At 74.1% G+C, this 25581-nt stretch carries 26 protein-coding genes; 12 read left to right on the forward strand and 14 right to left on the reverse strand.

The window, feature by feature from the left end; all coding sequences use genetic code 11:
* Positions 1 to 118: 118 nt before the first annotated feature.
* From GQS52_RS05300 to GQS52_RS27535, 5 genes are all read right to left on the reverse strand, one after another.
* Positions 119 to 706 (reverse strand): TetR/AcrR family transcriptional regulator, encoded by a 588-nt coding sequence (locus tag GQS52_RS05300; protein WP_182316223.1) that lies wholly within the window; start codon positions 704 to 706, stop codon positions 119 to 121.
* A gap of 69 nt (positions 707 to 775) precedes the next feature.
* Positions 776 to 1558, reverse strand: a complete 783-nt coding sequence (locus tag GQS52_RS05305; protein ID WP_182316224.1) for an exodeoxyribonuclease III — start codon at positions 1556 to 1558, stop codon at positions 776 to 778.
* A gap of 154 nt (positions 1559 to 1712) precedes the next feature.
* Complete coding sequence (locus GQS52_RS05310; protein WP_182311897.1) at positions 1713 to 2381, reverse strand: MBL fold metallo-hydrolase; 669 nt, start codon at positions 2379 to 2381, stop codon at positions 1713 to 1715.
* A gap of 67 nt (positions 2382 to 2448) precedes the next feature.
* Complete coding sequence (locus tag GQS52_RS05315; protein WP_182311898.1) at positions 2449 to 3762, reverse strand: alpha/beta fold hydrolase; 1314 nt, start codon at positions 3760 to 3762, stop codon at positions 2449 to 2451.
* 312 nt (positions 3763 to 4074) lie between these two features.
* The gene (locus GQS52_RS27535) at positions 4075 to 4200 is read right to left on the reverse strand and encodes a hypothetical protein (protein WP_259370602.1); all 126 of its coding nucleotides are present in this window, start codon (positions 4198 to 4200) and stop codon (positions 4075 to 4077) included.
* 267 nt (positions 4201 to 4467) lie between these two features.
* Here GQS52_RS27535 and GQS52_RS05320 point away from each other — a divergent pair, with 267 nt between their 5' ends.
* From GQS52_RS05320 to GQS52_RS05355, 8 genes are all read left to right on the forward strand, one after another.
* Positions 4468 to 5859: an MFS transporter gene (locus GQS52_RS05320; RefSeq protein ID WP_182311899.1), complete on the forward strand. Its 1392-nt coding sequence runs from the start codon at positions 4468 to 4470 to the stop codon at positions 5857 to 5859.
* Positions 5856 to 6812, forward strand: coding sequence for a 3-carboxyethylcatechol 2,3-dioxygenase (locus GQS52_RS05325; protein WP_259370603.1), 957 nt, complete (start codon positions 5856 to 5858; stop codon positions 6810 to 6812). Before GQS52_RS05320 ends, GQS52_RS05325 begins: the two co-directional genes overlap by 4 nt.
* A complete protein-coding gene (locus GQS52_RS05330) occupies positions 6809 to 7693 on the forward strand; it encodes an alpha/beta fold hydrolase (protein ID WP_182311900.1) in 885 nt (294 codons plus the stop codon). Before GQS52_RS05325 ends, GQS52_RS05330 begins: the two co-directional genes overlap by 4 nt.
* A gap of 13 nt (positions 7694 to 7706) precedes the next feature.
* Positions 7707 to 8501, forward strand: coding sequence for a fumarylacetoacetate hydrolase family protein (locus GQS52_RS05335; protein ID WP_182311901.1), 795 nt, complete (start codon positions 7707 to 7709; stop codon positions 8499 to 8501).
* Positions 8502 to 8503: 2 nt separating this feature from the next.
* Positions 8504 to 8968, forward strand: a complete 465-nt coding sequence (locus GQS52_RS05340) for a nuclear transport factor 2 family protein (RefSeq protein ID WP_182311902.1) — start codon at positions 8504 to 8506, stop codon at positions 8966 to 8968.
* On the forward strand, positions 8965 to 9735 hold the full coding sequence (locus tag GQS52_RS05345) for an aldolase/citrate lyase family protein (protein WP_182311903.1): 771 nt from the start codon (positions 8965 to 8967) through the stop codon (positions 9733 to 9735). The genes GQS52_RS05340 and GQS52_RS05345 overlap by 4 nt, the downstream gene beginning before the upstream one ends.
* Positions 9732 to 11345, forward strand: coding sequence for a bifunctional 3-(3-hydroxy-phenyl)propionate/3-hydroxycinnamic acid hydroxylase (locus tag GQS52_RS05350; RefSeq protein WP_182311904.1), 1614 nt, complete (start codon positions 9732 to 9734; stop codon positions 11343 to 11345). The genes GQS52_RS05345 and GQS52_RS05350 overlap by 4 nt, the downstream gene beginning before the upstream one ends.
* Positions 11346 to 11643: 298 nt before the next feature.
* Entirely contained in the window at positions 11644 to 12345 is a 702-nt protein-coding gene (locus tag GQS52_RS05355; RefSeq protein WP_182311905.1) for a TetR/AcrR family transcriptional regulator, read from the forward strand.
* A 19-nt stretch (positions 12346 to 12364) separates the two neighbouring features.
* Here the strand turns inward: GQS52_RS05355 and GQS52_RS05360 are convergent, their stop codons facing one another.
* The 6 genes from GQS52_RS05360 to GQS52_RS05385 form a co-directional block, all read right to left on the reverse strand.
* Complete coding sequence (locus tag GQS52_RS05360; RefSeq protein ID WP_182311906.1) at positions 12365 to 13075, reverse strand: SDR family oxidoreductase; 711 nt, start codon at positions 13073 to 13075, stop codon at positions 12365 to 12367.
* 449 nt (positions 13076 to 13524) lie between these two features.
* Complete coding sequence (locus GQS52_RS05365; protein ID WP_259370604.1) at positions 13525 to 14124, reverse strand: hypothetical protein; 600 nt, start codon at positions 14122 to 14124, stop codon at positions 13525 to 13527.
* Positions 14121 to 15236: an ROK family glucokinase gene (locus GQS52_RS05370; protein ID WP_182311907.1), complete on the reverse strand. Its 1116-nt coding sequence runs from the start codon at positions 15234 to 15236 to the stop codon at positions 14121 to 14123. Before GQS52_RS05370 ends, GQS52_RS05365 begins: the two co-directional genes overlap by 4 nt.
* A 236-nt stretch (positions 15237 to 15472) precedes the next feature.
* A complete protein-coding gene (locus tag GQS52_RS05375; RefSeq protein WP_182311908.1) occupies positions 15473 to 16408 on the reverse strand; it encodes an ATP-binding cassette domain-containing protein in 936 nt (311 codons plus the stop codon).
* The gene (locus tag GQS52_RS05380; protein WP_182316227.1) at positions 16405 to 17394 is read right to left on the reverse strand and encodes an ABC transporter permease; all 990 of its coding nucleotides are present in this window, start codon (positions 17392 to 17394) and stop codon (positions 16405 to 16407) included. Before GQS52_RS05380 ends, GQS52_RS05375 begins: the two co-directional genes overlap by 4 nt.
* A gap of 83 nt (positions 17395 to 17477) precedes the next feature.
* Positions 17478 to 18488: a sugar ABC transporter substrate-binding protein gene (locus GQS52_RS05385; protein ID WP_182311909.1), complete on the reverse strand. Its 1011-nt coding sequence runs from the start codon at positions 18486 to 18488 to the stop codon at positions 17478 to 17480.
* Between the two features lie 229 nt (positions 18489 to 18717).
* On the opposite strand from GQS52_RS05385, the gene GQS52_RS05390 reads away from it, so the two are divergent.
* Entirely contained in the window at positions 18718 to 19605 is an 888-nt protein-coding gene (locus GQS52_RS05390; RefSeq protein ID WP_220472743.1) for a TIM barrel protein, read from the forward strand.
* On the opposite strand, the gene GQS52_RS05395 is transcribed toward GQS52_RS05390, so the two are convergent.
* Together GQS52_RS05395 and GQS52_RS05400 are read right to left on the reverse strand one after the other, a co-directional pair.
* Positions 19587 to 20810: a cytochrome P450 gene (locus GQS52_RS05395; RefSeq protein ID WP_182311910.1), complete on the reverse strand. Its 1224-nt coding sequence runs from the start codon at positions 20808 to 20810 to the stop codon at positions 19587 to 19589. The genes GQS52_RS05390 and GQS52_RS05395 overlap by 19 nt on opposite strands.
* A gap of 94 nt (positions 20811 to 20904) precedes the next feature.
* Positions 20905 to 21537 (reverse strand): bifunctional 4-hydroxy-2-oxoglutarate aldolase/2-dehydro-3-deoxy-phosphogluconate aldolase, encoded by a 633-nt coding sequence (locus GQS52_RS05400; RefSeq protein ID WP_182311911.1) that lies wholly within the window; start codon positions 21535 to 21537, stop codon positions 20905 to 20907.
* Positions 21538 to 21876: 339 nt separating this feature from the next.
* Here GQS52_RS05400 and GQS52_RS05405 point away from each other — a divergent pair, with 339 nt between their 5' ends.
* Positions 21877 to 22656 (forward strand): IclR family transcriptional regulator, encoded by a 780-nt coding sequence (locus GQS52_RS05405; RefSeq protein ID WP_182311912.1) that lies wholly within the window; start codon positions 21877 to 21879, stop codon positions 22654 to 22656.
* Here GQS52_RS05405 and GQS52_RS05410 read toward each other — a convergent pair.
* Positions 22640 to 22942: a DUF5955 family protein gene (locus GQS52_RS05410; protein ID WP_182311913.1), complete on the reverse strand. Its 303-nt coding sequence runs from the start codon at positions 22940 to 22942 to the stop codon at positions 22640 to 22642. The genes GQS52_RS05405 and GQS52_RS05410 overlap by 17 nt on opposite strands.
* Positions 22943 to 23197: 255 nt before the next feature.
* Between GQS52_RS05410 and GQS52_RS05415 the strand changes: the two genes are divergently transcribed.
* A complete protein-coding gene (locus GQS52_RS05415) occupies positions 23198 to 23890 on the forward strand; it encodes a nucleotidyltransferase family protein (RefSeq protein ID WP_182311914.1) in 693 nt (230 codons plus the stop codon).
* A gap of 59 nt (positions 23891 to 23949) precedes the next feature.
* Complete coding sequence (aceB, locus tag GQS52_RS05420; RefSeq protein WP_182311915.1) at positions 23950 to 25563, forward strand: malate synthase A; 1614 nt, start codon at positions 23950 to 23952, stop codon at positions 25561 to 25563.
* Positions 25564 to 25581: the final 18 nt, after the last annotated feature.

Raw genomic sequence — 25581 nt, forward strand, 5'->3', positions numbered from 1 at the left:
CTCCCGCCCCGCCGACGGCCGGTTCCGGACGTTCCCGTCACGGTCCCTCACCGGCCCTGCACCGCTTCCGCACGGCTGCCGCAACCGCCCTGACGGCGGCTCCGGCGGGAACCGGCCGTCAACCCGTCCTGGCCGGGGGCGATCCCGGAGCGGCCGGGGCCGGGGCCGGGGGGCGCAGGCCGTCGGCGAGGACGGCGAAGAGGCGGTCCTGCGCCCCGGGTGCGCGGTCCGCGGCCCAGCCGACCCCGGAGACCAGCGCGAACAGTTCGTCCGCCGTGATGTCGGCGCGCACCGTGCCCGCCCGCCGGGCACGTTCGAGCAGCCGGGCGCCCTGTTCCTGCATCGCGGTGCAGGCGGCGTTCAGCCCGGACCGGGGGTCCTTCGTCCCGGCGACCAGCTCCGCGGACAGGCCCCGGTAGGTCGTGGAGTGCGCCAGCAGGGCGCGCAGCCAGTCCAGGAGCGCGGCGCGGGTGTCGGGCTCGCCCGCGGCCGATTCCGCGGCCCGCCGCGACAGCTCCTCCAGGCTGTCGTGGAGCACGGCCTCGATCAGCGCCTGTCGTGTCGGGAAGTGCCGGTACAGCGTCGCGTTGCCCACTCCGGCGGCGCGGGCGATGTCGTCCAGCGGCGCGTCGACCCCGTGCTCGGCGAACGCCGCCCGCGCGGCGGCCAGCAGCGCGTCGTGGTTGCGCCGGGCGTCCGCGCGCAGCGGACGCCGCCGCGCGGCGGACGCGGACCCGGGTACGGGGGCGGGGGCGGATTCGGGGGCGGGCAGGGCTCAGACCTCGATGTCGACGACGACCGGGGCGTGGTCGGAGGCGCCCTTGCCCTTGCGCTCCTCGCGGTCGACGTAGGCGTCGGAGACGGCGTCGGCGAACGGCCCGTTGCCGTAGACGAGGTCGATGCGCATGCCCTTGTTCTTGGGGAATGCCAGCTGGCGGTAGTCCCAGTAGGTGTAGGGGCGGTCGTACTTCAGCGGGCGCGGCACGACGTCGGTGAGGCCGGTTTCGCGCAGCGCGGCCAGCGCGGCCCGCTCGGCGGGCGTGACGTGCGTGGAGCCGGCGAACACCGCCGGGTCCCACACGTCCTCGTCGGTGGGCGCCACGTTGTAGTCGCCCAGGACGGCGAACGGGCGGGCCCCGGCGGCGTCCTCGGCGACGGCCTCGCGCAGCGCCTCGAACCAGCGCAGCTTGTACTCGTAGTGCGCGTGGCCGACCTCGCGGCCGTTGGGCACGTAGACCGACCACACGCGCACCGGGCCGCAGGTCGCCGAGACGGCGCGCGGCTCGGGCTCGTCGTCGGGGAAGCCGGGGCCGCCGGGCAGGCCCGTCACGACGTCCTCCAGGCCGATCCGGGAGATCACCGCGACGCCGTTCCACCGCCCGGTGCCGTTGACCGCGGCCTCGTAGCCGAGCGCGCGCAGCTCCTCGTACGGGAAGGCCGCCTCCGCCACCTTCAGCTCCTGCACGCACAGCACGTCGGTGCCGGTCCTCTCCAGCCATGCCACCAGCCGGGGCAGCCGTGCGGTGACGGAGTTGACGTTCCAGGTGGCGATGCGCAGAGCCATGGGGACCTCGGGGACGGCGGACGGTGCGGACGCCCCGAATCTACCCGCCGCCACCGACACCGCCGTCCGCGACGGCACCGCCCGCGACACCGCCGTCCGTGACGGTGCCGCCCGCGCGGCCGGCGGGGGCCCGGCGCGGCCCGGGGGCTCAGTCGGGCAGGTCGGTGGACTCGCCGGGGACGAGGCGGCGGTGGACGGCGCCGCCGAGGCCGGGGCCGGCCTCGCCGAGCATCCGGTCGTAGATCGCGAAGCCGTTGTCGGAGAGCAGCCCGTCGTGCAGGGAGAAGGTGCGGTCGGGGCGGACCTCGCGCACGTAGTCGACGACCTCGCTCAGCTTGGACCAGGGCGCGTGGACCGGCAGCATCAGGTTCTCCACGGGGCGGCCGGGGACGGTGAGGGCGTCGCCGGGGTGGAAGACCTGCCCGTCGTCGACGACGTAGCCGACGTTGGTGACCCGCGGGAGGTCGGGGTGGATGACGGCGTGCAGTTCGCCGTGCACCTCGACCTCGAAGTCGGCCGCGGTGAAGGCGTCGCCGTGGCCGACGGTGTGCACGCGGCCGGGGAAGGCGGGGGCCAGCTGCTCGGCGACGCTGCGCAGGGTCCAGATCTCCGCGCCCGGGTTGGCCTCCATCGCCGTGCGCAGCCGCCCCTCGTCGAAGTGGTCCGGGTGCTCGTGGGTGACCAGGATCGCGTCGGCCCCCACGGCGGCGTCGGGCTCGCTGAAGCCGCCGGGGTCGACGACCAGGGTCGCCTCGTCCTTGACCAGGACCACGCAGGCGTGGCCCTTCTTGATGAGCTTCGTCGTGGTGAGGTTCATGGGCGTGCGCCTCTCTCCCGTCGGGGCGTCCTGGCGTTGTCCATCATTCCCGGCGGGGGCGGGTTCCTCATTCCCGGCGGGGGCCGAGCTCCTCGCGGATGGTCCGCCCGGCCACGGCGAACGCGGCGCCGGCCGCGGGCACCCCGCAGTAGACGGCCGCGTGCAGCAGCACCTCCTTGATCTCGTCGGGGGTGAGCCCGTTGCGCAGGGCGGCCCTGGTGTGGTGGGCGATGTCGTCGTAGTGGCCGCGGGCGGTGAGCGCGGTGAGGGTGGCGACGCTGCGCATGCGGCGGTCCAGGCCCGGCCTGGTCCACACCTCGCCCCAGGCCGCGCGGGTGACGTAGTCCTGGAAGTCCCCGGTGAAGTCGTCGGCGGCGGCCAGGGCCCGGTCCACGTGCGCGTCGCCGAGGACCTCCCTGCGCACCCTGGTGCCCTCGGCGAGGCGGTCGTCGGGCGCCGGGACGGGCGCGGGGACGAGAGCGGTGGCCTCGACGTCGGGGACCTCGCCGGTGCCGGTGCCGGCCGCGGCGGGGGCGGCGTGCGGCTGCGGCGGGACGGGCGGCGGGGTGGGGAAGGTGACGGCGGCCGCGGCCCGCGGCTCGCTCCAGGTCGCCGAGAAGTGGGTGACGAGCAGGTCGGTGACGGCGGCCGGCTGCTCGATGTTGGCCAGGTGGGCGGCGCCGGGGACGACCGCGAGCCGCGAGTCGGGGATGCCGGCGACCAGCGCGCGGGCGTCGGCCGGCGGGGCGGCCGTGTCCTCGGCGCCGCCGACGACGAGGGTGGGCACGCCGATGCGGCCGAGGTCGGCGCGGACGTCGTGGCCGGCCAGCGCCTCGCAGGCGGCGATGTAGCACTGGGCGTCGGTGACCCGCACCATCTGCACGGCCCACTCGACGATGGCCGGCTGGGTGGCGCGGAAGTGCGGCGTGAACCATGTCTCGGGGGACGTGGCGGCGGTCTGCTCCAGGCCGGTGGAGCGGACGACGACGGCGCGGTGCCGCCACTCGTCGGGGGTGCCGAAGCGCGGGGAGGAGCAGACCAGCGCCAGGGAGCCGAGGCGGTGGGGGGCCTTGAGCGCCAGGGCGGTGCCGACGGCGCCGCCGAGGGAGACCCCGGCGTAGGCGAACCGCTCGATGCCGAGGGAGTCGAGGAGGGCCAGGACCCGGTCGGCGAGGTCGTCGATGCTGCCGAACGCCTCGGTGGGCGTCCCCGCGTGGCCGGGCAGGTCGTAGCGGACCACGCGCCACTGGCGGGACAGCTCGGGTATCTGACGGTCCCACATGTGCCAGGTGGTGCCGAGTGCGGGCCCCAGGATCAGGACAGGTGCGTCTTCCGGTCCGTCAAAGCGGTATTGCAGGGTGTTCGGTGGTGTCTCGCTCACCCGTCAGACCCTCTCATCTTTCGCGGACGCCCCTGTGACGAGGGGACGCTGGACACCGTCCCGGCAGGGTCGGAGACCTCGCGGGCGGCATGTCGTCTCAGGCATCGGATGTTCTCACGTCGGGTCCTGGCCTCCTGGGTGCGGCGTTCGTGGTACGCCCGGGTGCGCGGATCGTGGCACAGCCGGGTGAACACGATACGGTGCGCGGCGCCGTCGGCCGGCCGGTCGCCGCCCGGTCGAGCCGGCGCGGGCTCCGGACCGGCCGGGGCGGGGCCGGCCCGGCCGGCGCTCCGCCGTGCCGGACGCGAGGCGTCATGCGCTCTCCGGGGGCTCCTGCGGGCGAGCGGAGACCAGGGACTCGAGCGCGTCGGCCTCCGGTCCGGCGTACCGGACGAAGCCGGTGTCGTCGCCGGCGGACGCGTGGGCCGCATCGGCCACGGTCGCCCCCTCGTACCCGGCCCCGGACGCCCGGCGGGGCCTCCGTCCCGTGGCCGTCGGCCCGCCTCACCGCTCTTCGGGCCTCGGTTTCACCAAGTTCACGCCGGCCCTTGACACCGACGACAGGCGCTGGTCATCGTAATGGCGATTCTAGAACGTTTCTTCTAGGTTTCATCGGCGGAACGCGACCCGGTGCGCGGTCCGCCTCATCCCTGCGGGCCACTGCGATGGCACGGGTCCGCTCTGTCCCGAGACAGGGAGACCTCCATGAGGATCACCGACCACATCCCTCAAGAGAAGATGAGCGGTCTGCAGATCCGCGCCATCGTCATCGCGATCACCCTGGTCGTGCTCGACGGCTACGACGTCTCGCTCACGTCGTTCTCCGCCCCGTACATCGAAGAGGGCTTCGGGGTCTCCAAGGCCGAGCTCGGACTCGTGATGTCCGGTGCTCTGATCGGAATGCTCGTGGGTTCGATCATCGTCGCGCCGCTCGCCGACCGCATCGGCAGGCGCAGGATGGGGGTCGTCTCCACCACGACGATCGCGGTGGGCATGTTCATCGGCCCGTTCGCGACGCAGGAGACCGGGACCTGGCCCCTCGTCGTGAGCCGCATCGTCACCGGCGTCGGCGTCGGTTCCCTGGTGGCCGTGGTCGGCGTCATCCTCGCCGAGTACACGGGCAAGCGCGTGTACGCCCTGGTGATGGCCGTCTACGCCGCCGCGATCAACATCGGCGGGCTGCTCGGCTCCATGATCGTGGGCCCGATGCTCGGCGAGCGCGGCTGGCAGTTCGGCTGGTGGATCGGCTTCGTCCTGAGCGCGATCGCCGCGGTCGCCACGTGGGCCCTGCTCCCCGAATCGCTCGCCTGGCTCTCCGAGGGCCGTCGCGCGGACTCCCTGCAGCGGCTCAACGTGCTCCTGGCGAAGATGCGCCGCCCCGCGCTCGAAGCGCTCCCGGAGTCCGACTCCAAGGGCGTCAAGGCGAAGGGCTCGCTGCGCACCGTGTTCACCGGCCGGACGGGCCTCTACACGCTGCTGATGATCGTCGGGTACGTCGCGTACATGCTCAGCTTCTACTTCATGACGAACTGGGCGCCGAGCTCCGTCGCGTCCGCCAACCACAACCCGGTGCTCGCCCCGCAACTCGTCTCCGCCTTCAGCATCGGCGGCATCCTCGGCAACGTGCTCTTCGGCTTCCTCGGCAACAAACTCAACGTCCGCCTCCTCGCCCCGGTCTTCCTGATCCTGGCCACCGCTGCCCTGGCCCTGTTCGGCATCGCCGGCCCGGGGATGCCGACCGCCTGGTGGACGCTGTTCGTCGCCTCGTTCTTCGTCTGCTCGGGCACCGCCGCCTTCTACGCGATCGTCCCGGGGCTGTACCCGACGCTGGCCCGCTCGACCGGGTTCGGTGTGGTCATCGGCGTCGGCCGGTTCGGCGGGATCGCGGCGCCGATCGTCGGCGGCGCGGCCTTCGACGCGGGCATGGGAATGGGGACGGCCTTCACCCTCTTCGCGCTGCCCATGCTCGTCGCCGGCCTCTGCGTCCTCACCCTGCACCTGGTCCAGCGCCGCTCCGACGCACCGAGCCCTCGGCCCGTGCTCGCCGGCACGTCCGCACAGGCACCGTCCACCACTTCCGACACCCACACCCTGTGAGAAAGGGGAACCGCGCCATGCCGCTGGCCGTCGCAGCGCTCTCCCACGCGCCGTCCTTCGGCAACGTCGACCCGGGCGGGGAGACGTTCGCCGAGATCAATGCCGCCATCGACGAGGTCAGGGGGTTCGTCGCCGAGTACGACCCCGACCTGGTCGTGGTGTTCGGACCCGACCACTTCAACGGCCAGCTCTACTCGCTGATCACCCCGTGGGTGATCGGTGCGGTCGCCGAAGGCATCGGTGACTACGGCACCACCGCGGGACCGCTCCCCGTCGACGGCGACGCCGCCCGGGCCTTCCACGCGGCAGTCCTGGACGAGGGCATCGACATCGGCCGCAGCGAGCGGATGAAGGTCGACCACGGCGTGGTCCAGCCGCTCGACTTCGTGTTCGGGAAGGGATTCACGCAGCCGATCGTGCCGGTGTTCGTGAACGCGATCGGCCTGCCGCTGCCCCCCATGCGGCGGGTGCGCCTGATGGGCGAGGCGTTCGGCCGGGCCGCCCGGGCGATGGACGAGAAGGTGCTGTTCCTCGCCTCGGGCGGCATCTCCCACAGCCCTCCGATCCCGCGCTGGGACGGCGCCCCCGGCACCGTGCGCGAGCGCCTGGTCGCGTACGCGCCCTCGCCCGAGGAGCGGCAGGAGCGCGAGCAGGCGATCGTCAGGGGCATCCGGGCGATAGCCGACGGCAGGGCGCCGAGCGACCCGCTGAACGAGGAGTGGGACACGCTCGTGCTCGACGTGTTCCGCTCCGGCGACCTCGGCCCGGTCGACGGCTGGGAGAACGGCTGGTTCACGGCGGAGGGCGGCTCGGCCGCGCACGAGATGCGCAGCTGGATCGCCGCCTACGCGGCGCTGTCGACCGCCGGCCCGTACCGCTTCGCCGTCGACCGCTACTGGGCGGTCGAGAAGTGGGGCGCCGGCTTCGCGGTCCAGGCGGCGGTGACCGCATGAGCCCGGCGGAGAGGACGCACCTCGCGACCCTGTGGGAAGAGATCGCGGACCTGGAGCACACGCTGCGGTACGTGGACGCGGGCGGCTACCGCACCCGGGTGCTCGACTGCGCCGGGGCGGGCCCCGACGCACAGACGGTCGTGCTCGCCAGCGGCACCAGCGGCCACATCGAGGCGTGGACCCAGAACATCCGCGCGTTCGTGGAAGCCGGTTTCCGGGTGGTCGGCTACGACTACCCGGGCCACGGGTACACCACGTTGTCCGACCACCCCCTGGAGATCCGCGACTACGAGGAGCACCTGCTCGCCCTGCTCGACGCACTGGCGCTGGAGCGCGTGCACCTCGCCGGCGAGTCGCTCGGCGGCTGGCTCGCGCTGAAGTTCGCGCCGAAGCACCCCGACCGCCTGCACACGGTGATCCTGTCCGCACCGGGCGGGCGGGTGGTCGGGGAGCCGCAGCTGGACAGGACGCAGTCGGTGAGCGCACAGGCGGTGAGCGAGCCGACCTTCGACAACGTGAAGAAGCGCCTGCAGGTCGTGATCCACGATCCGCGGAACATCACCGACGAGCTCGTGCGCGTCCGCCGGGCGATCTACGCCCGCGACGGGTTCAGCATGGCGCACGTGTCCGCCCTGCGGGAGCCGGAGCGGCGCTGGCGCAACCGGGTGACGGACGAGGACTTCGCGGCGGTCCCGGTCCCGGCCCTGATGGTGTGGACCGACAACGAGCCGACCGGCGACGAGGCCGAGGGCGAGCGCCTGTGCGGACTGATCCCGGACGGCGAGTACCTGCTGGTCCGCGGTGCCGCGCACTGGCCGCAGTGGGAGGGGGCCGCGGAGTTCAACGCCGCGGCTGTCGCCTTCCTGGAGAAGCATGCCTGACGAAAGGACCGGAATGAGCGTCCCCCGAGAGACCGTCAACCGGATCGCGCGCGAGCTGTTCGAGGCCAAGCGCGGCGTGTACACCGTGCCGTACGTGAGCCCCCGGCTCCCCGAGCGCGACCTCGACGCGGCCTACGCGATCTCCGCCGAGTTCGCCGCCCTCCGCGAGCGCGAGCTGGGCGTGAAACGGGTGGGCCGCAAGGTCGGCCTGACCAACCCCCTCGTGCAGCAGCGCGTGGGCATCGACGAGCCCGACTACGGCATCGTCCACGACGACATGGTGCACGCCTCGGGAACGCACCTTCCGCTGTCCGCGTACAACCGCCTGCTCATCGAGGCCGAGGTCGCGTTCGTGCTGAAGAGCGACATCCTGGAGGCCTCACGCGAAAGCGTCGAGGCCGCGATCGACTACGTGACCCCCGCGTTCGAGGTCGTCGACTTCCGCTACGACGGCTCGGTCGGGCAGATCGTCGACACCGTCGCGGACAACGCCGGCTGCAGCGGCGTCGTCCTCGGCGAGGAGCGGCACCCGTACGGCGAGGTCGACCTGACCGGGGTGGAGATGGTCATCACGGGCGGCGGCACCGAGATCACCCGGGGCGTCGGCAGCAACGTCCTGGGGGACCCGGTCAACGCGGTGGTCTGGCTGGCCGGGACCGCGATCCGTACGGGCGAGCCGCTGCGCGCCGGCGAGGTGCTGCTGTCCGGGTCCATCGGCTACATCGAGCCGTGGCCCGCCGACGTCGAGTGCGTCGCCACCATCACCGGGCTGGGTCGCGTGGTCGCGACCGCGGATTCGAAAGGCTGAACATGAGTGACTACCGCCCCGTCGACGCGGCCACCCGCGTCGAGATCGAGCAGCTCATCGCGGAGATGCTCTACCGCCTCGACCACAACCGGGCGGACACCACCTGGGAGCTGTACACCGAGGACGGCGTCTCGGTCGGCCCGATGGGCGACATGGACCGCGAGGCCATGAAGGCCTGGGGGGCCAGGCGCGCCCTGCAGACGGACGTCGTCGGCCGCCACTTCATCGGCGGGATCCGCCTGGTGCAGGACGGGGAGGAGGTCGAGGGAACGGTGCAGTACCTGACCTTCCGCGACACGAACGAGCCGCAGACGCTGCCCGCCTCGGTCGGCGAGTTCCGCGAGCGCTACCGCAGGGTCGACGGCCGGTGGCTGTTCTCCCGCCGCGAGATCGTGCCGGTCTTCGGCGGAGGGGCGGCCGCGGCGCACGCCGCGCGCCTGGCCGGGCGAGAGGGGCCGGCACAGTGAAGCAGGCAGCTCTCGGCGGCAGGAACCCCGTCCTGTACCACCAGACGGTCCCCTCCTTCTCGATGCCGGAGTGGGCGGCGGCCGCCGGCTACGACGGCGTGATCCTCGACCTCCAGCACGGCGAACTGGGGCTCGAGGCGGCATGCGGGATCCTGCGCTCGATCCCGCGGGAGAACGCGTACGCGTACACGCGCGTGGGCTCGCTGGACCCCGCCCCGATCCTGCGGCTCCTCGACAGCGGGGCCCGCGGCGTCGTCGCGCCCACCGTCGAGTCCCGGTCCGAGGCCGAGGCCCTGGTCGCCGCCACCAAGTACCCGCCGGTCGGAAACCGCAGCCTGGGGCCGTCCAGGCCCGCGCTGTACCCGGGCGACTCGTACACCGGGGCGGGCAACCGCGCGGTGTCCGCCGTCGCCCAGATCGAGACGAGGGCCGGAGTCGACCGCGCCGAGGAGATCGTCTCGACCCCGGGCCTGGACTCGGTCTACATCGGGCCGGCCGACCTGGCCGTCTCCTACGGACTGCCCGGACGCGGCGACTGGGAGGACGGCCCCGTCCGCGAGGCGATCGCGTACCTGCGGGAGGTGACGACCGCGCACGGCGTCACCCTCGGCATCTACTCCGGCCGGCCGGAGTACGCGGCCGGCCTGTTCGCCGACGGCCTCGTCGACTACACGGGCCTCGGCATCGATCTCGTCCTGCTGAACCGCGCGTTCGGCGACACCATCGCCGGGCTGGACCCGGCACGATCCACACGGAGCACCTCATGAACCAGGCCTGCGACGTTCTCGTCGTCGGTGCGGGCCCCGTCGGCCTGACCCTGGCCAACCTGCTCGGGCAGCAGGGCGTCGACGTCCTCGTCGTCGAGCGGGAGCACGAACTCATCGACTACCCGCGGGCCGTGGGTATCGACGACGAAGCACTGCGCGCGATGCAGACCGCCGGCCTCGTCGACGAGGTGCTCCCCCACACCATTCCCGACCAGAAGATCTACATGATCAACGGGGACCGGGCGATCCTCTCCGAAGTGAACCCGACGACGCGCGAGTTCGGCTGGCCGCGCCGCAACGGCTTCGTGCAGCCGCTGGTCGACCGGGTGCTGCTCGCCGGCCTCGACCGCTTCCCCGGCGCCGCCGTGCGCTTCGGCGCCGAGGTCGTGGACCTGTCCGAGGACGCGGACGGCGTGGTCGCCACCCTCGCGAACGGCGACACGGTGCGCGCGCTGTACGCCGTCGCCGCCGAGGGCGGGGCCTCGCCCACCCGCAAGCGCCTGGGCATCTCGTTCGAGGGCGAGACCCGGCCGACCGACGGCATCGTGATCGACGTCGCCAACGACCCGATCGGTACGCCCCATGCCGTCTTCGGCGGGGATCCGGCCCGCAGCTACGCCTCCATCGCCCTGCCCCACGGCATCCGGCGCTGGGAGTTCACGCTCTTCGAGGACGAGTCCGAGGCCGACGTCGACGACGACGGGTTCGTCTTCGGCCTGCTGGCACCGCACGTGCCGGACCCGTCCGCGCTGGACATCATCCGCCGCCGCGTCTACCGGCACCACGCCCGTGTCGCCGGGCGGTTCCGCCACGGGCGGATCTTCCTCGCCGGCGACGCCGCCCACGTCATGCCGGTCGTCGGCGGCCAGGGCTGGAACTCGGGGATCCGCGACGCCTTCAACCTCGGCTGGAAGCTGGCCGCCGTCGTCAAGGGCCTCTCGACCGACGGCCTGCTGGACACGTACGAGACCGAGCGGCTGGGCCACGTCACGCAGATGGTGGCCGTCTCCCTCCAGATGGCGAAGGAGATGACCGACCACGATCCGCAGAAGGCCGCCGAGCGCGACCGGATCGCCGCCGGCCGCACCCCCGAGGAGCGGGAGGCCCAGAAGCGGCAGGCGTTCAAGCCCCAGCCGAAGTTCGACCGGGGCGTGGTGGTGCACACCCCGCTGCCGGCGTCCAAGTCGCTGCCCGACCGCGACGTGCCCCGGCTGGCCGGGACGATCTTCCCCCAGCCGACGGCCACCGATGCCGACGGCGTCGAGATGCTGCTCGACGACGCGACCGGGCAGGGCTGGCGGATCCTCGCCTGGAACAACGACCCGACGGCGTTCCTGTCGGCCCCGAGGCGCACCGCGCTGGACCGGCTCGGCGCCCGCCTCGTGCAGGTGGTGCCGAAGGCGCAGCTGCCGTGGGCGCGCAGGCATGCCGCGGCCGGCGTCACCGTCGTCGGCGACCTCGGCGGCGAGTCGGGCCTGCAGGCCTGGTTCGACGCACGGCCGGTCGGCGCGGTCGTCGTCCGCCCCGACCATGTGATCGCCGCCGAATGCCTGGCCCAGGAGCTCGACGACGTCCTTGCCCGGGTCCTCGAGGCTGCCTGCGCCGCCTGACGGAGTGCGGGGGTCCGACCCCGGCGGGACGGTGCGCGTCGAGTCCGGCGCCGGACGGTCGCGAGGGTCGCGACCGCCCGGTCCGCCTCGCGACGGCTCCCGCGCACCGTCCCGCCGCGGCCGCCGCGGCCGACGCGGCCGACGCGGTCGCCGCGGTCGCCGCGGCCGCGGGCGGGCACTTGACGCATGCCTGCCGGATCGGCTGCCCTGGACCCCGGCTTCAGTAGTAGCCGGGTTCTAGAATGAGAACGCCGGCGAGGCGGGGCACGGACGACAGGCGTGGCGACAGGGTGGCGGCATGAAGCAGGGCACGCAGCAGGGCACGCAGCGGGGCGGCGGCACGAAGGGCACGCGGCAGGCGCGTTCGGACCGGAGCCGGGAGCAGATCCTGCAGGCGGCACTGGACCTGGCGGTGGAGCACGGCTACCAGGGCACGACCATGGCGGCCGTCAGCACGGAGTCCGGCCTGCCCATCGGCTCGGTCTACTGGCACTTCAAGAACAAGGAGCAGCTCTTCGTCGCCCTGCTCGAGCACTGCTACGAAGTGTGGACGAGGATCCACGCCGGCCCCGAGGGGCTGCGCGGCAAACTGTCACGCGGCATCGCCGGCCTGGCCGGTGCCGATCCGGAGCAGCACACGAAGGAGGAAGCCCTCCTCAAGGCCGCCATGGTCTGGGCGTTGAGCAAGCGGCTCGGCGGCCTGGGCGAGGACAGCGAGGTCCGTGCGGCGTACCTGCGGATCCGGGAGGAGATGTTCAAGGTGACCGTCCAGCGGGTCACCGAGTCCGTCCCCGCCGAGGTCGCCGAGCGATTCCCCGACGTGCCCGCCAAGCTCGCGGTGCTGAGCCTGGCGTTCACCGACGGCTTCTACGTCCATGCGAACTCCGAGGTGCACCTGGACCTGGACTTCGAGGAGTACGCCGACCTGGCCACGCAGGCGCTGGAGGGCGTGGTGGACAACTTCGCCCGCCGGGCGGCCCAGGAGCGGCCGGACTCCTGAGCCGCCCGGCGGACGGGGGTCAGACGCCGCGGGTCAGTCCGCCGTCGACGCGCAGGTTCTGCCCGGTGGTGTACGTGGCGTCGCAGGCCACGAAGGCCACCGTTCGGGCGACCTCCTGGCAGGAGGCGGCCCTGCCCAGCGGAATCGCGGAGGTCCACTCGGCCGGAACGGACTCCGGGTCGGCGACGGTGTACCCCGGGAGCACGTTGTTGACCCGGATGCCGTCCGCGGCGACTTCGTCCGCCCACAGCTTCGTCCAGGTCGTCATCGCGGCCCGGGCCACCATCGAGGTGGGGAAGCGGGGCGAGGGCTCGGTGGGGCTGGCCGAGGAGATGTTGACGACGCTGCCGCCGCCCTGCGCGCGCATCGGCGCCAGGGCGGCGCGGCAGGCCCGCACCACGTTGTAGAAGTACAGGTCGAAGCCGGCGGCCAGGTCCTGGTCGGTCAGCTCCTCCAGCTTCCCCTTGGGGCCGTGGCCCGCGCTGTTGACCAGCACGTCCAGCCGGCCCCAGGCGGAGACCACCTGCCCGACGGCCGCCTCGACGACCCCGGGCTCCGTGTAGTCGCCGCGAATGGCGAGGCCGCCGATCTCCTCGGCCAGCCCGGCCACCCCCTCTCCGCGCGCCAGCACCGCCACCCGGTGGCCGCGCGCGGCCAGTTCGCGTGCCGAGGCGGCGCCGATGCCGCTGCTGCCGGCGATCACGAGGGCGGTGGGGGGTGCTTCGGTCATGCTGCACTGCTCCTGGTCACGGGGCCGGATCCGGTCGTGCTGCCCGTGCGGCCCGCTTCTGCACGGCTGCGGCGGCCGCCGGTGTCCCGTCGGGGCGCGGTCTCGGCGGTCACAGGGCGGTTTCCCGACTGGAGCAGCCCTTCTAGAATTTTTGTTCCAGTCGAACGTAACCGGCCTCGTGCCGGACGTCAACGGCCGGCGGCCGACCCGTGGAGCGGGGCACGAACCGCCGGATCCGGCGCGGGCGGCCCGAGCCGGTGCTCGCCGGAGTCCGCGGCCTCCCCCGCCCCACGTGCTCGTGGACGGCCGCGGGCCCCGGTTCTCCCGGGAAGCCGGATCCGAGGACGGCCTGCTCCGTTCCGCTCCCGGCGGGACGGGGCCGGAGGACGGTCCCGGAACCGTCCTCCGCGGGGCTCACGTTGCGGCCGCCCGCCCGGAGCGCGTCGCGGTCACATGTCGACCGTGGAGACCACGTACACCGTGGGGCGGCGCTCGTTCCTGAGGTCGACGACGACGTCGTGGTCGGGGCGGTCGCCGTCCTGCTCGACCTCGGTGCCGTAGACGCCGGGGGCATCCTCCAGGGTCCAGCCGGCGGTGCGCCGCTGCCCGGCGTCGACGGCCCCGGCGCCGGGGCGCAGGGAGGACCGGCTGGTCCCGATCCGGCCGAGGAAGCTGTCCAGCCCGCCGGGGCCGGTGGTGAACCGCACGTACAGGGAGCTGGTCTCCCAGGAGTTGGTCTCCAGGAAGGCGGCGCCGGTCGAGCCCGCGGGCAGGGGCACCTCGTAGATCCGGCGCTGGAGCTTGGTGGGCCAGCCGGTGGTCATCCCGGTGGCCGCCGCGGCCTGCTGCTTGTCCCTGCCGCTCTCGCGGCTCTGCACCGCGGAGATCACGAAGTAGGTGGCGGGGCCGAGGACCAGCACCGCGACGACCAGCCAGGTCACCCAGCGGCGGCGCCCGCCGCCGCCGGGAGCGCCGCTGCCGGGAGTTCCTCCGCCGGGAGCACCGCCGCCGGGTGCGCCGCCGTCCGGGGCCGGGACGTGCCCGCTCATCGACCCGCCGCCCGCTCGAACCGCTCGACCCGGCGCCGCTTGGCCCGGACGAAGCGCCGGGCGATCAGCCGGGAGAGGTCGGCGGCGCCGACCAGGCCGGCGTCGTTCCCGAGTTCCGCCTTCACGATGCGTGCCTCCGGTCGGTAGCCGCGGCCGGTCAGGTGCCGCCGGAAGGCGTCCCGGGCCGGCCCGATGAGCAGGTCGTCGGCGGCGCTGACGCCGCCGCCGATCACGAAGCAGGCCGGGTCCAGGGCTGCGGCCAGGTTGGCGATGCCGACCCCGAGCCACTGGCCGATGTCCTGCAGGAGTTCGACGCACATCGCGTCGCCCTCCCTGGCCAGTTCGGTGATGAGCGGGCCGGTGATCTCGCTGATGCGGCCGCCGACCCGTTCGACGATGGTGTGCGCGACCGGGGAGTCCGCGGCGGCCAGTTCGCGGGCCTCGCGGACCAGGGCGTTGCCGGAGCTGTACTGCTCCCAGCAGCCGCGGTTGCCGCAGGGGCAGCGGTGCCCGCCGGGGACGACCTGCATGTGGCCGAACTCGCCGGCGACTCCGTACCGGCCCCGCTTGACCTGCCCGTCCTCGAGGATGGCGCCGCCGATGCCGGTGCCCAGGGTGATCATGACGAGGTGGTCCTCGCCGCGGCCGGCGCCGAAGCGCCACTCGGCCCAGGCTGCGGTGTTGGCGTCGTTGTCGACCATGACGGGCACGGCGAGGCGGGTGGAGAGCGCGTCGCGCAGCGGCTCGTCGCGCCAGGACAGGTGGGGGGCGAACAGTACGCGGGAGCGGTCGGCGTCGACCCAGCCGGCCGCGCCGATGCCGACGGCGTGCACGTCGTGCCGGTCGGCGAGGTCCAGGACCAGTTCGACGATGGTGTCCTCGACGACCCGGGGGCTCTTGGACTTGTCCGGGGTCTCGGTGCGCAGCCGCTCCAGGATGACGCCGTCGGCGTCGACGACGCCGGCCGCGACCTTGGTGCCGCCGATGTCGATCCCGACGGTGGGCACCCGCGGGGCGGCCAGCACCGACCGGCGTTCGCGGCGCCCCGCGGTGCGCAGCACCGTGGCGCGGGCGGCGGAGCCGCGGAAGGGCCGTTCGCGGTGGACGCTCACGCGGCGGCCCCTGCGGCCGCCGCCCGGGCGGCACCGGCCCCGCGGGGCGCGCGCGGGCGGCGGGGGCTGCTTTCGGTGCGGGCTCGTGCTGGCAACGGTGGTCTCGTCCCTGGTGGTTCCCGAAGGCCCGGGGCCTTCCTGCCTTCCCCTGCCGGGGCCGGCGGGGCGCGCACCCCGCCGGCCCCGATTCTGCCCTACCGGTGCGGAAATCCGCACGGAACGGGCCACGACGGCGCTCAGCGGCCGCCTTCCCCGGGGTTCCGCCCCCCGCCCGGACCCCCGCCCCGAGCCTGCTCCCCGTCCGGTTCGGGGGCCCCGTCCGGCGCCGGGTCGCGGCGCCGGAGGGAGGCGCGCTCCAGTTCGTGGCCGATCTGCTCCAGTTCGCTGCCCCCGGCCATCTGCCGGGTCAGCTCCTCCAGGGAGATCTCCTCCCTGGCGTGGCTGCCGGCCATGGTGCCGCGCTTGAGGAGCACGAACCGGTCCCCGACGAGGTGGGCGTGGTGCGGGTTGTGGGTGATCAGGACCACGCCGAGGCCGGCGTCGCGCGCGGCGGCCACGTACTTGAGCACGACCCCGGCCTGCTTGACGCCCAGGGCGGCGGTGGGCTCGTCGAGGACCAGGACCTTCGCGCCGAAGTGCACGGCGCGGGCGATGGCCGTGCACTGCCGCTGGCCGCCGGAGAGGGTGCCGATGGGCCGGTCGACGTCGTGCAGGTCGATGCCCATGCGCAGCAGGGCGTCACGGGTGGTCGCCCGCATGGCGCGCACGTCGAGGCGGCGCAGCGGGCCCCTTCCGCGGGTGAGTTCGGAGCCGAGGAAGAAGTTGCGCCACACCGGCATCAGCGGGACGACCGCCAGGTCCTGGTGGACGGTGGCGATGCCGCGGTCCAGCGCCTCGCGCGGGGAGCCGAGGACGACCTCCTCCCCGCCGATCCGGTAGGTGCCCGCGTCGTGCCGGTGCAGCCCGGAGACGATCTTGATGAGGGTGGACTTCCCGGCGCCGTTGTCGCCGAGCACGCAGGTGATCTCCCCGGCCCGAACCGTCAGCGAGACCCCTTCGAGGGCGCGGACCGCGCCGTAGTCCTTGCCGATCCCGGTGAGTTCCAGCAGGGGCGCCTCCCCGCCCCCGGCCGCCGCGGCCCCGTCCCCGGCCGTCCGCCTTCCGTCCGTCATGCGGTGGCCTCCGCCTTCTTGCGGACCCAGGCGTTGAGCAGGGTCGCCAGCAGCAGCATCGCGCCGAGGAAGAACTTGAACCAGTCCTGGTCCCACTGGGCGTAGACGATGCCCTTGCTGGTCATGCCGAAGATCAGCGCCCCGACGGCGGAGCCGATCGCGGAGCCGTAGCCGCCGGTCATCAGGCAGCCCCCGATGACGGCGGCGATGATGTAGAGGAACTCGTTGCCGACGCCCTCCCCGGACTGGACGACGTCGAAGGACATCAGCAGGTGCTGCCCGGAGACCCAGGCGCAGAAGGCCACCGCCGTGTAGAGGGCGACCTTGGTGCGGGCGACGGGCACGCCGACCGCGCGGGCCGCCTCCTGGTCCCCGCCGACCGCGAAGATCCAGTTGCCGGCCCTGGTGCGCAGCAGCACCCAGGTGGCGAGGGCGACCAGGGCGAGCCACCACACCACCGTGACCCGGACGCCGATCCCGCCGCCCAGGTCCAGGCGGGAGGCGAACAGGACGCGGGCGGAGGCGAAGCCCTCCATGTCGCCGATGCCCTTGGTGCTGACGGTGCCGCTGATCAGCTTGGTCAGGCCGAGGTTGAGGCCGGTGAGCATCAGGAAGGTGCCCAGGGTGACGATGAAGCTGGGCAGTTTCGTGCGCACCAGCATCACGCCGTTGAAGACTCCGACGGCCAGGGTCACCGCCAGGGAGACCCCGATGCCGACCCAGACGTTCGCCGTCATCTGGTAGGAGAACATCGACGAGACCAGGGCCGAGGTGGTGACCAGCACGCCGGCCGACAGGTCGAACTCGCCGCCGATCATCAGCAGGGCGACCGGGACCGCCATGATCCCGATGGTCGAGGCCGCGTAGAGCACGGTCGACAGCGAGGACGCCCGGAGGAAGCTGTCGGCCACGACGGAGAAGAAGACGAGGACGGCTGCGGCCCCGACGACCGAGCCGAGCTCGGGCCGGCCGAGCAGCCTGCGCAGGGACGGGCGGGGCGGTGGGCTCCCGGCGGCCCGGGCCGCCGCGTCGGTGCCGCCCGGGGCGGTCGGTGCGGGTGCGGCCGGGCTCACCGGGTGCCCCGCGCGGTGTACTCGGCCAGTTCCTCGGCGTCCTTCGCGGTGACGATCTGCGGGCCGGTGAGCACCGGCCGCCCGCCGCCGAGGACGTTGGCGTTGTGGCGGTACAGCCACAGCAGGTCGACGGCCTCGTAGCCCTGCAGGTAGGGCTGCTGGTCGACGGCGAAGCCGATGTCGCCCGAGGACAGCGCGCGGGCGACCTGCGCGTTGAGGTCGAAGGTGTCTATCTCGGCCCTGCTGCCCGCGTCCGCCTTGGCCTTGACGGCGGTCGCGGCGAAGGGGGCGCCGAGGGTGAGCACGGCGTCGACGTCCCGGTCGGCCTGGAGGCGCGCCTCGATCGCGGCCTGCACGTCCGGCATGTTGGTGCCGTCGACGTAGAGGTTCTCCATCTTCCCCCCGAAGGTCTTCGCCGCGCCGTCGCACCGCTGCTCGTGGCCGACGTTGCCCTGCTCGTGCAGGACGCACACGGCCTTCTTCCTGCCGCGCTCGTTCAGCTCCTCGCCGACGGCCTCGCCCGCGGTGGTCTCCTCCTGCCCGATGTGGGCGAGCGCGCCGAACTCCTCGGACTGCGCGGACCCGGAGTTGACGGTGACGACGGGGATGCCGGCCTCGACGGCCTCGCGCACCGCGTCCTTCAGCGCCTCGGGCTTGGCGAGGGAGACGATCAGGCCGTCGACCTTCTGGTCGACGGCGGCCCGCACCAGCTGCGCCTGCTCGTTGCCCTCCTTGTTGTGGGAGTAGAGGAACTCGATGTTGTCCTTGGCCGCGGCCTGCTCGGCGCCCTCGCGGACGATGTCCCAGAAGGTGTCGCCCTGACCCGCGTGGGTCACCATCGCGACGGTCCAGCGGGGGGTGGTCACCGCCGCCGCTCCGGACGCCTTCGCCCGTTCCGCCCGTTCCTCCGCCCGCTTGCCGCCGGTGCTGCTGCACCCGGTGGCGGTGAGCGCGCCCAGCGCCACTGCCAGCAGTGCGCCGATCGCGCGCACACCTGTCCGAACCATCGCTGTGTCCTCGTGTCCTTTCCCGGCTCCTGCACCGCTGCGGCCGGGGCCGACCGCAGCCGTCCAGTATCCCCGACCGTCCCGGGGCCGGGCCGCCGTACGTCCGGAAAGGTTTGACACCTCCGGTCCGGAGGGGAATCTTGGGCCGTGGCCGGCCGCGCGGCGGACAGGAGCCGCCGACGCGCGGAACGACGGGCCGCCGGAGCACCGGACCGACCAAGGAGGCCCCGTGTCCCCCTCGACCGCCCGCGGCATCGGGTCCCGGACCGCCGCCGCACCCATCTCGTGGGGGGTGTGCGAGGTGCCCGGCTGGGGGCACCAGCTGTCCGCCCCGCGGGTGCTGTCCGAGATGGCCTCCCTGGGGCTGGCCGCCACCGAGTTCGGCCCCGAGGGCTTCCTCCCCGCCTGCCCCGACGAGCGGACCGCCGTGCTGGCCGGGCACGGCCTGACCCCGGTCGGCGGCTTCGTACCGGTGGTGCTGCACGACGCGGAGCGCGACCCGCTGGCCGGGATCGCCGGGGTTCTGGAGGAGTTCGCCCGCAGCGGGGCCGGGACGCTGGTCGTGGCCGCGGCCACCGGGCTGCACGGCTACGACGCGCGCCCCGTCCTGGGCGGCGACGGCTGGCGCACCCTGCTGGACAACCTGGAGCGGATCGCCGCCGCCGCGTCCCGCCACGGGATGACGGCGGTGCTGCACCCGCACGTGGGGACGATGGTGGAGAGCGCCCCGGAGGTGGACCGGGTGCTGGAGGGGTCCGGCATCGGGCTGTGCCTGGACACCGGGCACCTGCTGGCGGGCGGCGCCGACCCGGTGGCGCTGGCCCGCCGGGCCGGCCGCCGCGTCGCGCACGTCCACCTCAAGGACGTCGACGCGGCGGCCGCCGCGGCCGTCCGCTCCGGCCGCACCGGGTACGCCGAGGCGGTGGCCGCCGGGATGTACCGGCCGCTGGGCGACGGGGACGTCGACGTGCCCGCCATCGTCGAGGCGCTGGAGGGCGACGGCTACGACGGCTGGTACGTGCTGGAGCAGGACTGCGTGCTGGCCGGCGAACCCGCCCCCGGCGAGGGCCCCGTCCGCGACGTCCGGGCCTCGGTCTCCTACCTGCTGGAGCTGTAGCGCACCGGCAGGTGGTGGGGGCCGCGGATCAGCATGCCCGGCCGCCAGGTCGGTGCGGGCGCGTCGGGGTCCAGCTCCAGGTCGGGGAAGCGCTCCAGGAGGGAGGCCACCGCGATCCGCCCCTCCAGCCGGGCCAGCGGGGCGCCCAGGCAGTGGTGGATGCCGTGCCCGAAGGCCAGGTGGCCGGAGGCGTCGCGGCGGATGTCGAACTCGTCCGGCCGGGCGTACTTGGCCGGATCCCGGTCCGCGGAGGCCATGCCGATCAGGACCGGGGCGCCGGCCGGGAGCACGGTGCCGGCGATCTCCACCGGCTCGGCGGCGAAGCGGATCGTGGCGTTCTCCACCGGCCCGTCGTAGCGGAGCATCTCCTCGACCGCGTTGTCCAGCGGGGAGGGGTCGGCGCGCAGCGCGGCGAGCTGCTCGGGATGGGTCAGCAAGGCGTGCATCCCGCCTGCGATCAGGTTGACGGTGGTCTCGTGGCCGGCCACGAGCAGGAGGAAGGCCATCGCCCGCAGCTCGTCGGCGGTCAGCCGGTCGCCGTCCTCGTCGGTGGCCCGGATCAGGGCGCTCATCAGGTCCTCGCCCGGCCGGCTCCGCTTGTCCTCCAGCAGCTGCTGGAGGTAGGCGTTCATCGCGGTGGCGGCCTCGACGGTGCGCTGCGGGTCGCCGGTGGGGGCGACCAGTTCGTTGGACCACTCGCGGAACGCCTCGCGGTCCAGGAAGGGCACTCCGAGCAGTTCGCAGATGACGGTCATGGGCAGCGGGAAGGCGAGCGCGTCGACGAGGTCGGCCCGGCCCGCGGGCGCCATGGCGTCGAGCAGCCCGTCGGTGATCCGCTGGACCTGCGGCCGCATGGTCTCCACCCGCCGGGCGGTGAACTCCTTGGCCACGAGGCGGCGCAGCCGGGTGTGGTGGGGCGGGTCGACGGTGAGCATGTTGGGCCCCAGGTCCGACCGGTTGGTGCCCTCCGCGGAGGCCGCTGCGGCGAACGCCGCGGAGGCGGCGGACCAGTCCTTGACCAGCCGGGGGTCCAGGAACGCCGCCCGGGCCTCCTCGTGGCCGACGACCAGCCACACCCCGACGCCGCCCGGCTGCTCCAGGAGGTGCACCGGTCCGCTCTTCCGCATCCGGGCGTAGAAGGGGTAGGGGTCGGCGACGAACTCCTCGCCCCACTGGTCCATCGCGATCACCGACGTGGTGGACATGCTGCTCCCCCTCGGCCGTTCCTGTGCTCGTGCTCCGACGGCACCGACGGTATTCCCGACGGTGCGCCGGTGCGCGGGGAACGATCGTTTCGCGTCATTTCCCGGGCGGCCGGTGCAGGAGGACGCCGAGGAGTTCGGCGACCCGTTTGGCCGCGGTGTCCCGGTCGCAGCCGGTGAGGGCGGTGTCCAGGGCCAGGGCGGCGGCGCCGGCCGCGGCCCATTCCGGCGCGTTCTCGACGGTGACCCCGCCCGCGGCCACCAGGGGCGCCCGCGGCACCTCGGCCAGGACGTCCTTGATCCAGCCGGGCCCGAGGGACCCGGCGGGGAAGACCTTGAGCGCGTCGGCCCCCTCCTCCATGGCGCGCACCACCTCGGTGGGGGTGGACACCCCGGGCAGCACCGGGACCCCGTAGCGGTGGCCGGTGCGGATGACGTCCGGGGACAGGCCCGGGCAGGACAGGAAGCTCGCGCCGGCCTCGACCGCGGCGCGGGCGCCCTCCCCGTCCAGGACGGCGCCGGCGCCGACCAGCGCCTCGCCGCCGACCTCGCGGCTGAGCGTGCCGACCAGCTCCAGTCCGAACGGTGTGGTGAGCGAGATCTCCACGGTGGTCAGTCCGGCGGTCAGCAGCATGTCCGCCACCTCGGTGGCCCGGTCGTAGCTCTCGCCGCGGACGACGGCGATGACGCGCTGCGCAAGGGCGGCGCGGATGAGTTCCCAGCGGTACACGACGGTGCCCCCTCCTCGTCCACTCGGGAACCCGTCACGCTACCGCTCCGCCCTGCCGTCGGACACCGTCCCGGAAGCGGTTGCGCACGGGCCGCCGGAGGAGCGGCCGGGGCCGGCCGGCGGCACGGCCCGCGGCACGGTGCCCGGCGTTCGCCCCGTGCGTGACGTTCCGTCAGAGGCGCTGCTCGTCAAGGCCGTTCGCCGTCGGCCGGTGCGCCACGGACCGGACGGCCGGTACCCCATAGACTTCCGCGGGACGGAACCCGCGGGACGGGGTCCGCGTGCCGGCCGCCCCTGCGGCCGCGCCGGCCGGCCCGCCACGACCAGGAGGATGCGGACGTGCCGCCAGAACGCCCCGGGGGCGTGCAGTCCCTCGAACGCGCTTTCGACCTGCTGGAGCGGACGGCAGACGCCGGCGGCGAGGTGGGCCTGAGCGAGCTGGCCGCGAGCAGCGGTCTGCCCCTGCCCACCATCCACCGCCTGATGAGCACCCTGGTCGACCGCGGCTACGTCCGCCGGCAGCCCAACCGGCGCTACGCGCTCGGCCCCCGGCTGATCCGGCTGGGCGAGAGCGCGAGCCGGCTGCTGGGCGCCTGGGCCCGCCCGCACCTGGCCGAACTGGTCGAGGCCACCGGGGAGACCGCCAACATGGCCGTGCTCGACGGCGACGAGGCCGTCTACGTGGCCCAGGTCCCCTCGCGCCACTCGATGCGGATGTTCACCGAAGTGGGGCGGCGGGTGCTCCCGCACTCCACCGGGGTCGGCAAGGCCCTGCTGTCCACCGTGCCGGACGAGCAGGTGCGCGCCCTGCTCGCCCGCACCGGGATGCCGCCGGCCACCGACCGGACCATCACCGACCCGGACGCCTTCCTCTCCGAGCTCGCGCGGATCCGGCGGGACGGCTACGCGGTGGACGACAACGAGCAGGAGATCGGGGTGCGCTGCCTGGCGGTGACCGTGCCCGGCGCCCCCGCCGCCGCGGCGATCTCGGTGTCCGGGCCGGCCGGCCGGGTCACCGAGGCCGCGACCTCCAGGATCGTGCCCGTGCTGCAGGCGGTCGCCCGCGACCTGTCGTCGGCGCTGAGGGAGGCCGGCGGCGCGGTCAGCCCTTCCCGGTGATCCGGTCGATCGCCCGCCGGACGTCCCCGACCGGGCCGGACAGCGCGCTCACCGAGCCGAGCGCGCCGACGAGCAGCAGCAGGGCGCCGCGCAGCCGGGCGCCGTCCGGCTCCCCGGCCAGGAGGTGGGCGTCGACCGCGTCCAGCCCCTCCTCCGCCGCCCGCAGGTCCGCCGGGTCGCCCCGGTAGCCTGCCAGTTCGCGGCGCAGCGCCTGCGCGGCCGCCCGCAGTTCCGCCAGGCGCGGGTCGGCCGGCCGCGGGCCGGCCGACCGCAAGTCGTCCACCACGGGTGCACCCCTCCTCGTGCCCCGGCGCGCTCCCCCGCGCCGGACAGGCGTGATCATTGAACGCGAGAAGCCGCGCGGGCCGCCACCGGAACGGGAAAAGCCCCGGGCGCGGCACGCGGCACGCGGCGCACTGCGGGTCTCCCGCGAGCCTCGCCCGGGCCTCTCGCGGGCCTCCTGCGGGCCCGTCGGACGGGCGGCGCCGACCGGATCCGGACTTTTCCTCCTGTTTTCCGCCTCAGGGGGTAGGCGAGCGGCATGGCAGCACACGGCACCGGCGCCGGATCCCGTCCCGGCCCCGTCCCCCTCGGCCCGGGGGACGGCGGCCCGGCGGTCGCGGGCCTGCTCCTGGCGGCCGGGGGCGGCCGCAGGCTCGGGGGGCGGCCGAAGGCCCTGCTGGAGCACCGGGGGCGGCTGCTGGTCGAGCACGCCGCGGACGCACTGGTGGCCGGAGGGTGCCGCCCGGTGCACGTGGTCCTGGGCGCCGGACGCGAGGAGGTGCGGGCGCGCGCCCGCCTGGCGGGGTGCGTGCTGGTCGACAACCCGGAGTGGGCCGAGGGCGTGGGCTCCTCCCTCCGGGCGGGCCTGCGCTCGCTGGCCGGCAGCGGCGCGCAGGCGGTCGTGGTGGCCCTGGTGGACCAGCCGGGCGTCGGCCCCGAGGCGGTGCGCCGGGTGCGCGGCGCGCACCGCTCCCCGTACGGGCTGGCCGCCGCGTCCTACCGGGGACGGCGCGGGCACCCCGTGCTGCTGGGCGCCGGCCACTGGGCGCGGATCGCCTCGGCCGCCTCGGGGGACCGCGGGGCTCGCGACTTCCTCCGGGCCCGCCGGGAGGCGGTGGTGCCGGTCGACTGCGGCGACGCCGCCGACCCGTCGGACATCGACGTGCCCGCGGACCTGCGCCTCCTCCGGCCCCCTCCGCCGTCCAACGCGCCGCCTGCCGCAGGACTTTGAACTTCCGCCATACAGAAAATATCCTCCACGAACCAGAAGCGCAGACAGGAGTGAGCTCGATGTCCGCACCCGCACCGTCCTCTCCGGCCGCCGTCCACGGCGATCCCCTCCCCCGCTCCGAGGAGGTGCTCACCGATGCGGCCCTGGGCTTCGTCGCCGAGCTGCACCGGCGGTTCACCCCGCGGAGGGACGAACTCCTGGCCCTGCGCGCCGAGCGCCGCGCGCAAATCGCCCGCGCCGGGACCCTGGACTTCCTCCCCGAGACCGCCGGCATCCGCGACGGCGACTGGAAGGTGGCCCCGGCCCCGCCCGCGCTGGAGGACCGGCGCGTGGAGATCACCGGCCCGCCCGACCGGCGGATGACCGTCAACGCGCTCAACTCCGGGGCGAGGGTCTGGCTCGCGGACTTCGAGGACGCCACCTCCCCCACCTGGGAGAACGTCGTCCTGGGCCAGCTCAACCTGATCGACGCCTTCGAACGCCGCATCGACTTCACCACCCCGGAGGGGAAGTCCTACGCCCTGCGCCCGGACGAGGAGCTGGCCACCGTCGTCGTCCGCCCGCGCGGCTGGCACCTCGACGAGCGCCACGTCACCGTCGGCGACGAGGCGGTGCCCGGCGCCCTGGTCGACTTCGGCCTGTACTTCTTCCACAACGCCGAAAGACTGCTCGCACGCGGCAGGGGCCCCTACTTCTACCTGCCGAAGACCGAGAGCCGGCTCGAGGCCCGGCTGTGGAACGACGTCTTCGTCTTCGCCCAGGACCGCTTGGGCGTCCCGCAGGGCACGGTGCGCGCCACCGTGCTGATCGAGACCGTCACCGCCGCCTTCGAGATGGACGAGATCCTCTACGAGCTGCGCGACCACGCCTCCGGCCTCAACGCCGGCCGCTGGGACTACCTGTTCAGCATCGTGAAGAACTTCCGCGACGCCGGGGAGCGGTTCGTCCTGCCCGACCGCAACGCGGTGACGATGACCGCGCCGTTCATGCGCGCCTACACCGACCTGCTGGTGCGCACCTGCCACCGGCGCGGCGCCCACGCCATCGGCGGCATGGCCGCCTTCGTCCCCTCCCGGCACGACCCCGGGGTCAACGAACGGGCGCTCAAGAAGGTCCGGGCGGACAAGGACCGCGAGGCGGCCGACGGCTTCGACGGCTCCTGGGTGGCCCACCCCGACCTGGTGCCGGTCTGCCGGGCCTCCTTCGACGCGGTGCTCGGCGACCGCCCGCACCAGAAGGACCGGCTGCGCGAGGACGTGCACGTCACCGCCGGACAGCTGCTGGACATCGGCTCCACCGGGGCCCGGCCCACCGCCGAGGGGCTGCGCAACGCCGTGCAGGTCGGCACCCGGTACATCGAGGCGTGGCTGCGCGGGACGGGCGCGGTGGCCGTCTTCAACCTGATGGAGGACGCCGCCACCGCGGAGATCTCCCGCTCCCAGATCTGGCAGTGGGCGCGCAACGCGGTGGTGCTCGACACGGGCGAGAAGGTCACCCCCGAGCTGGTGCGGCACGTCGCGGACGAGGAGCTGGCCGCCGTCAGCACCGAAATCGGGGAGGACGCCTTCGCGGCGGGCCGCTGGGCCCAGGCCCACGACCTGTTCCTGCAGGTCGCCCTGGACGAGGAGTTCATCGACTTCCTCACCCTGCCCGCCTACCAGCTGCTCGCCTGAGCCGCGGGGCCCCCGGGC

Origin of the sequence: Streptomyces sp. SCUT-3 (assembly GCF_014083985.1) — a bacterium.
Lineage (GTDB): Bacteria > Actinomycetota > Actinomycetes > Streptomycetales > Streptomycetaceae > Streptomyces_H > Streptomyces_H thermolineatus.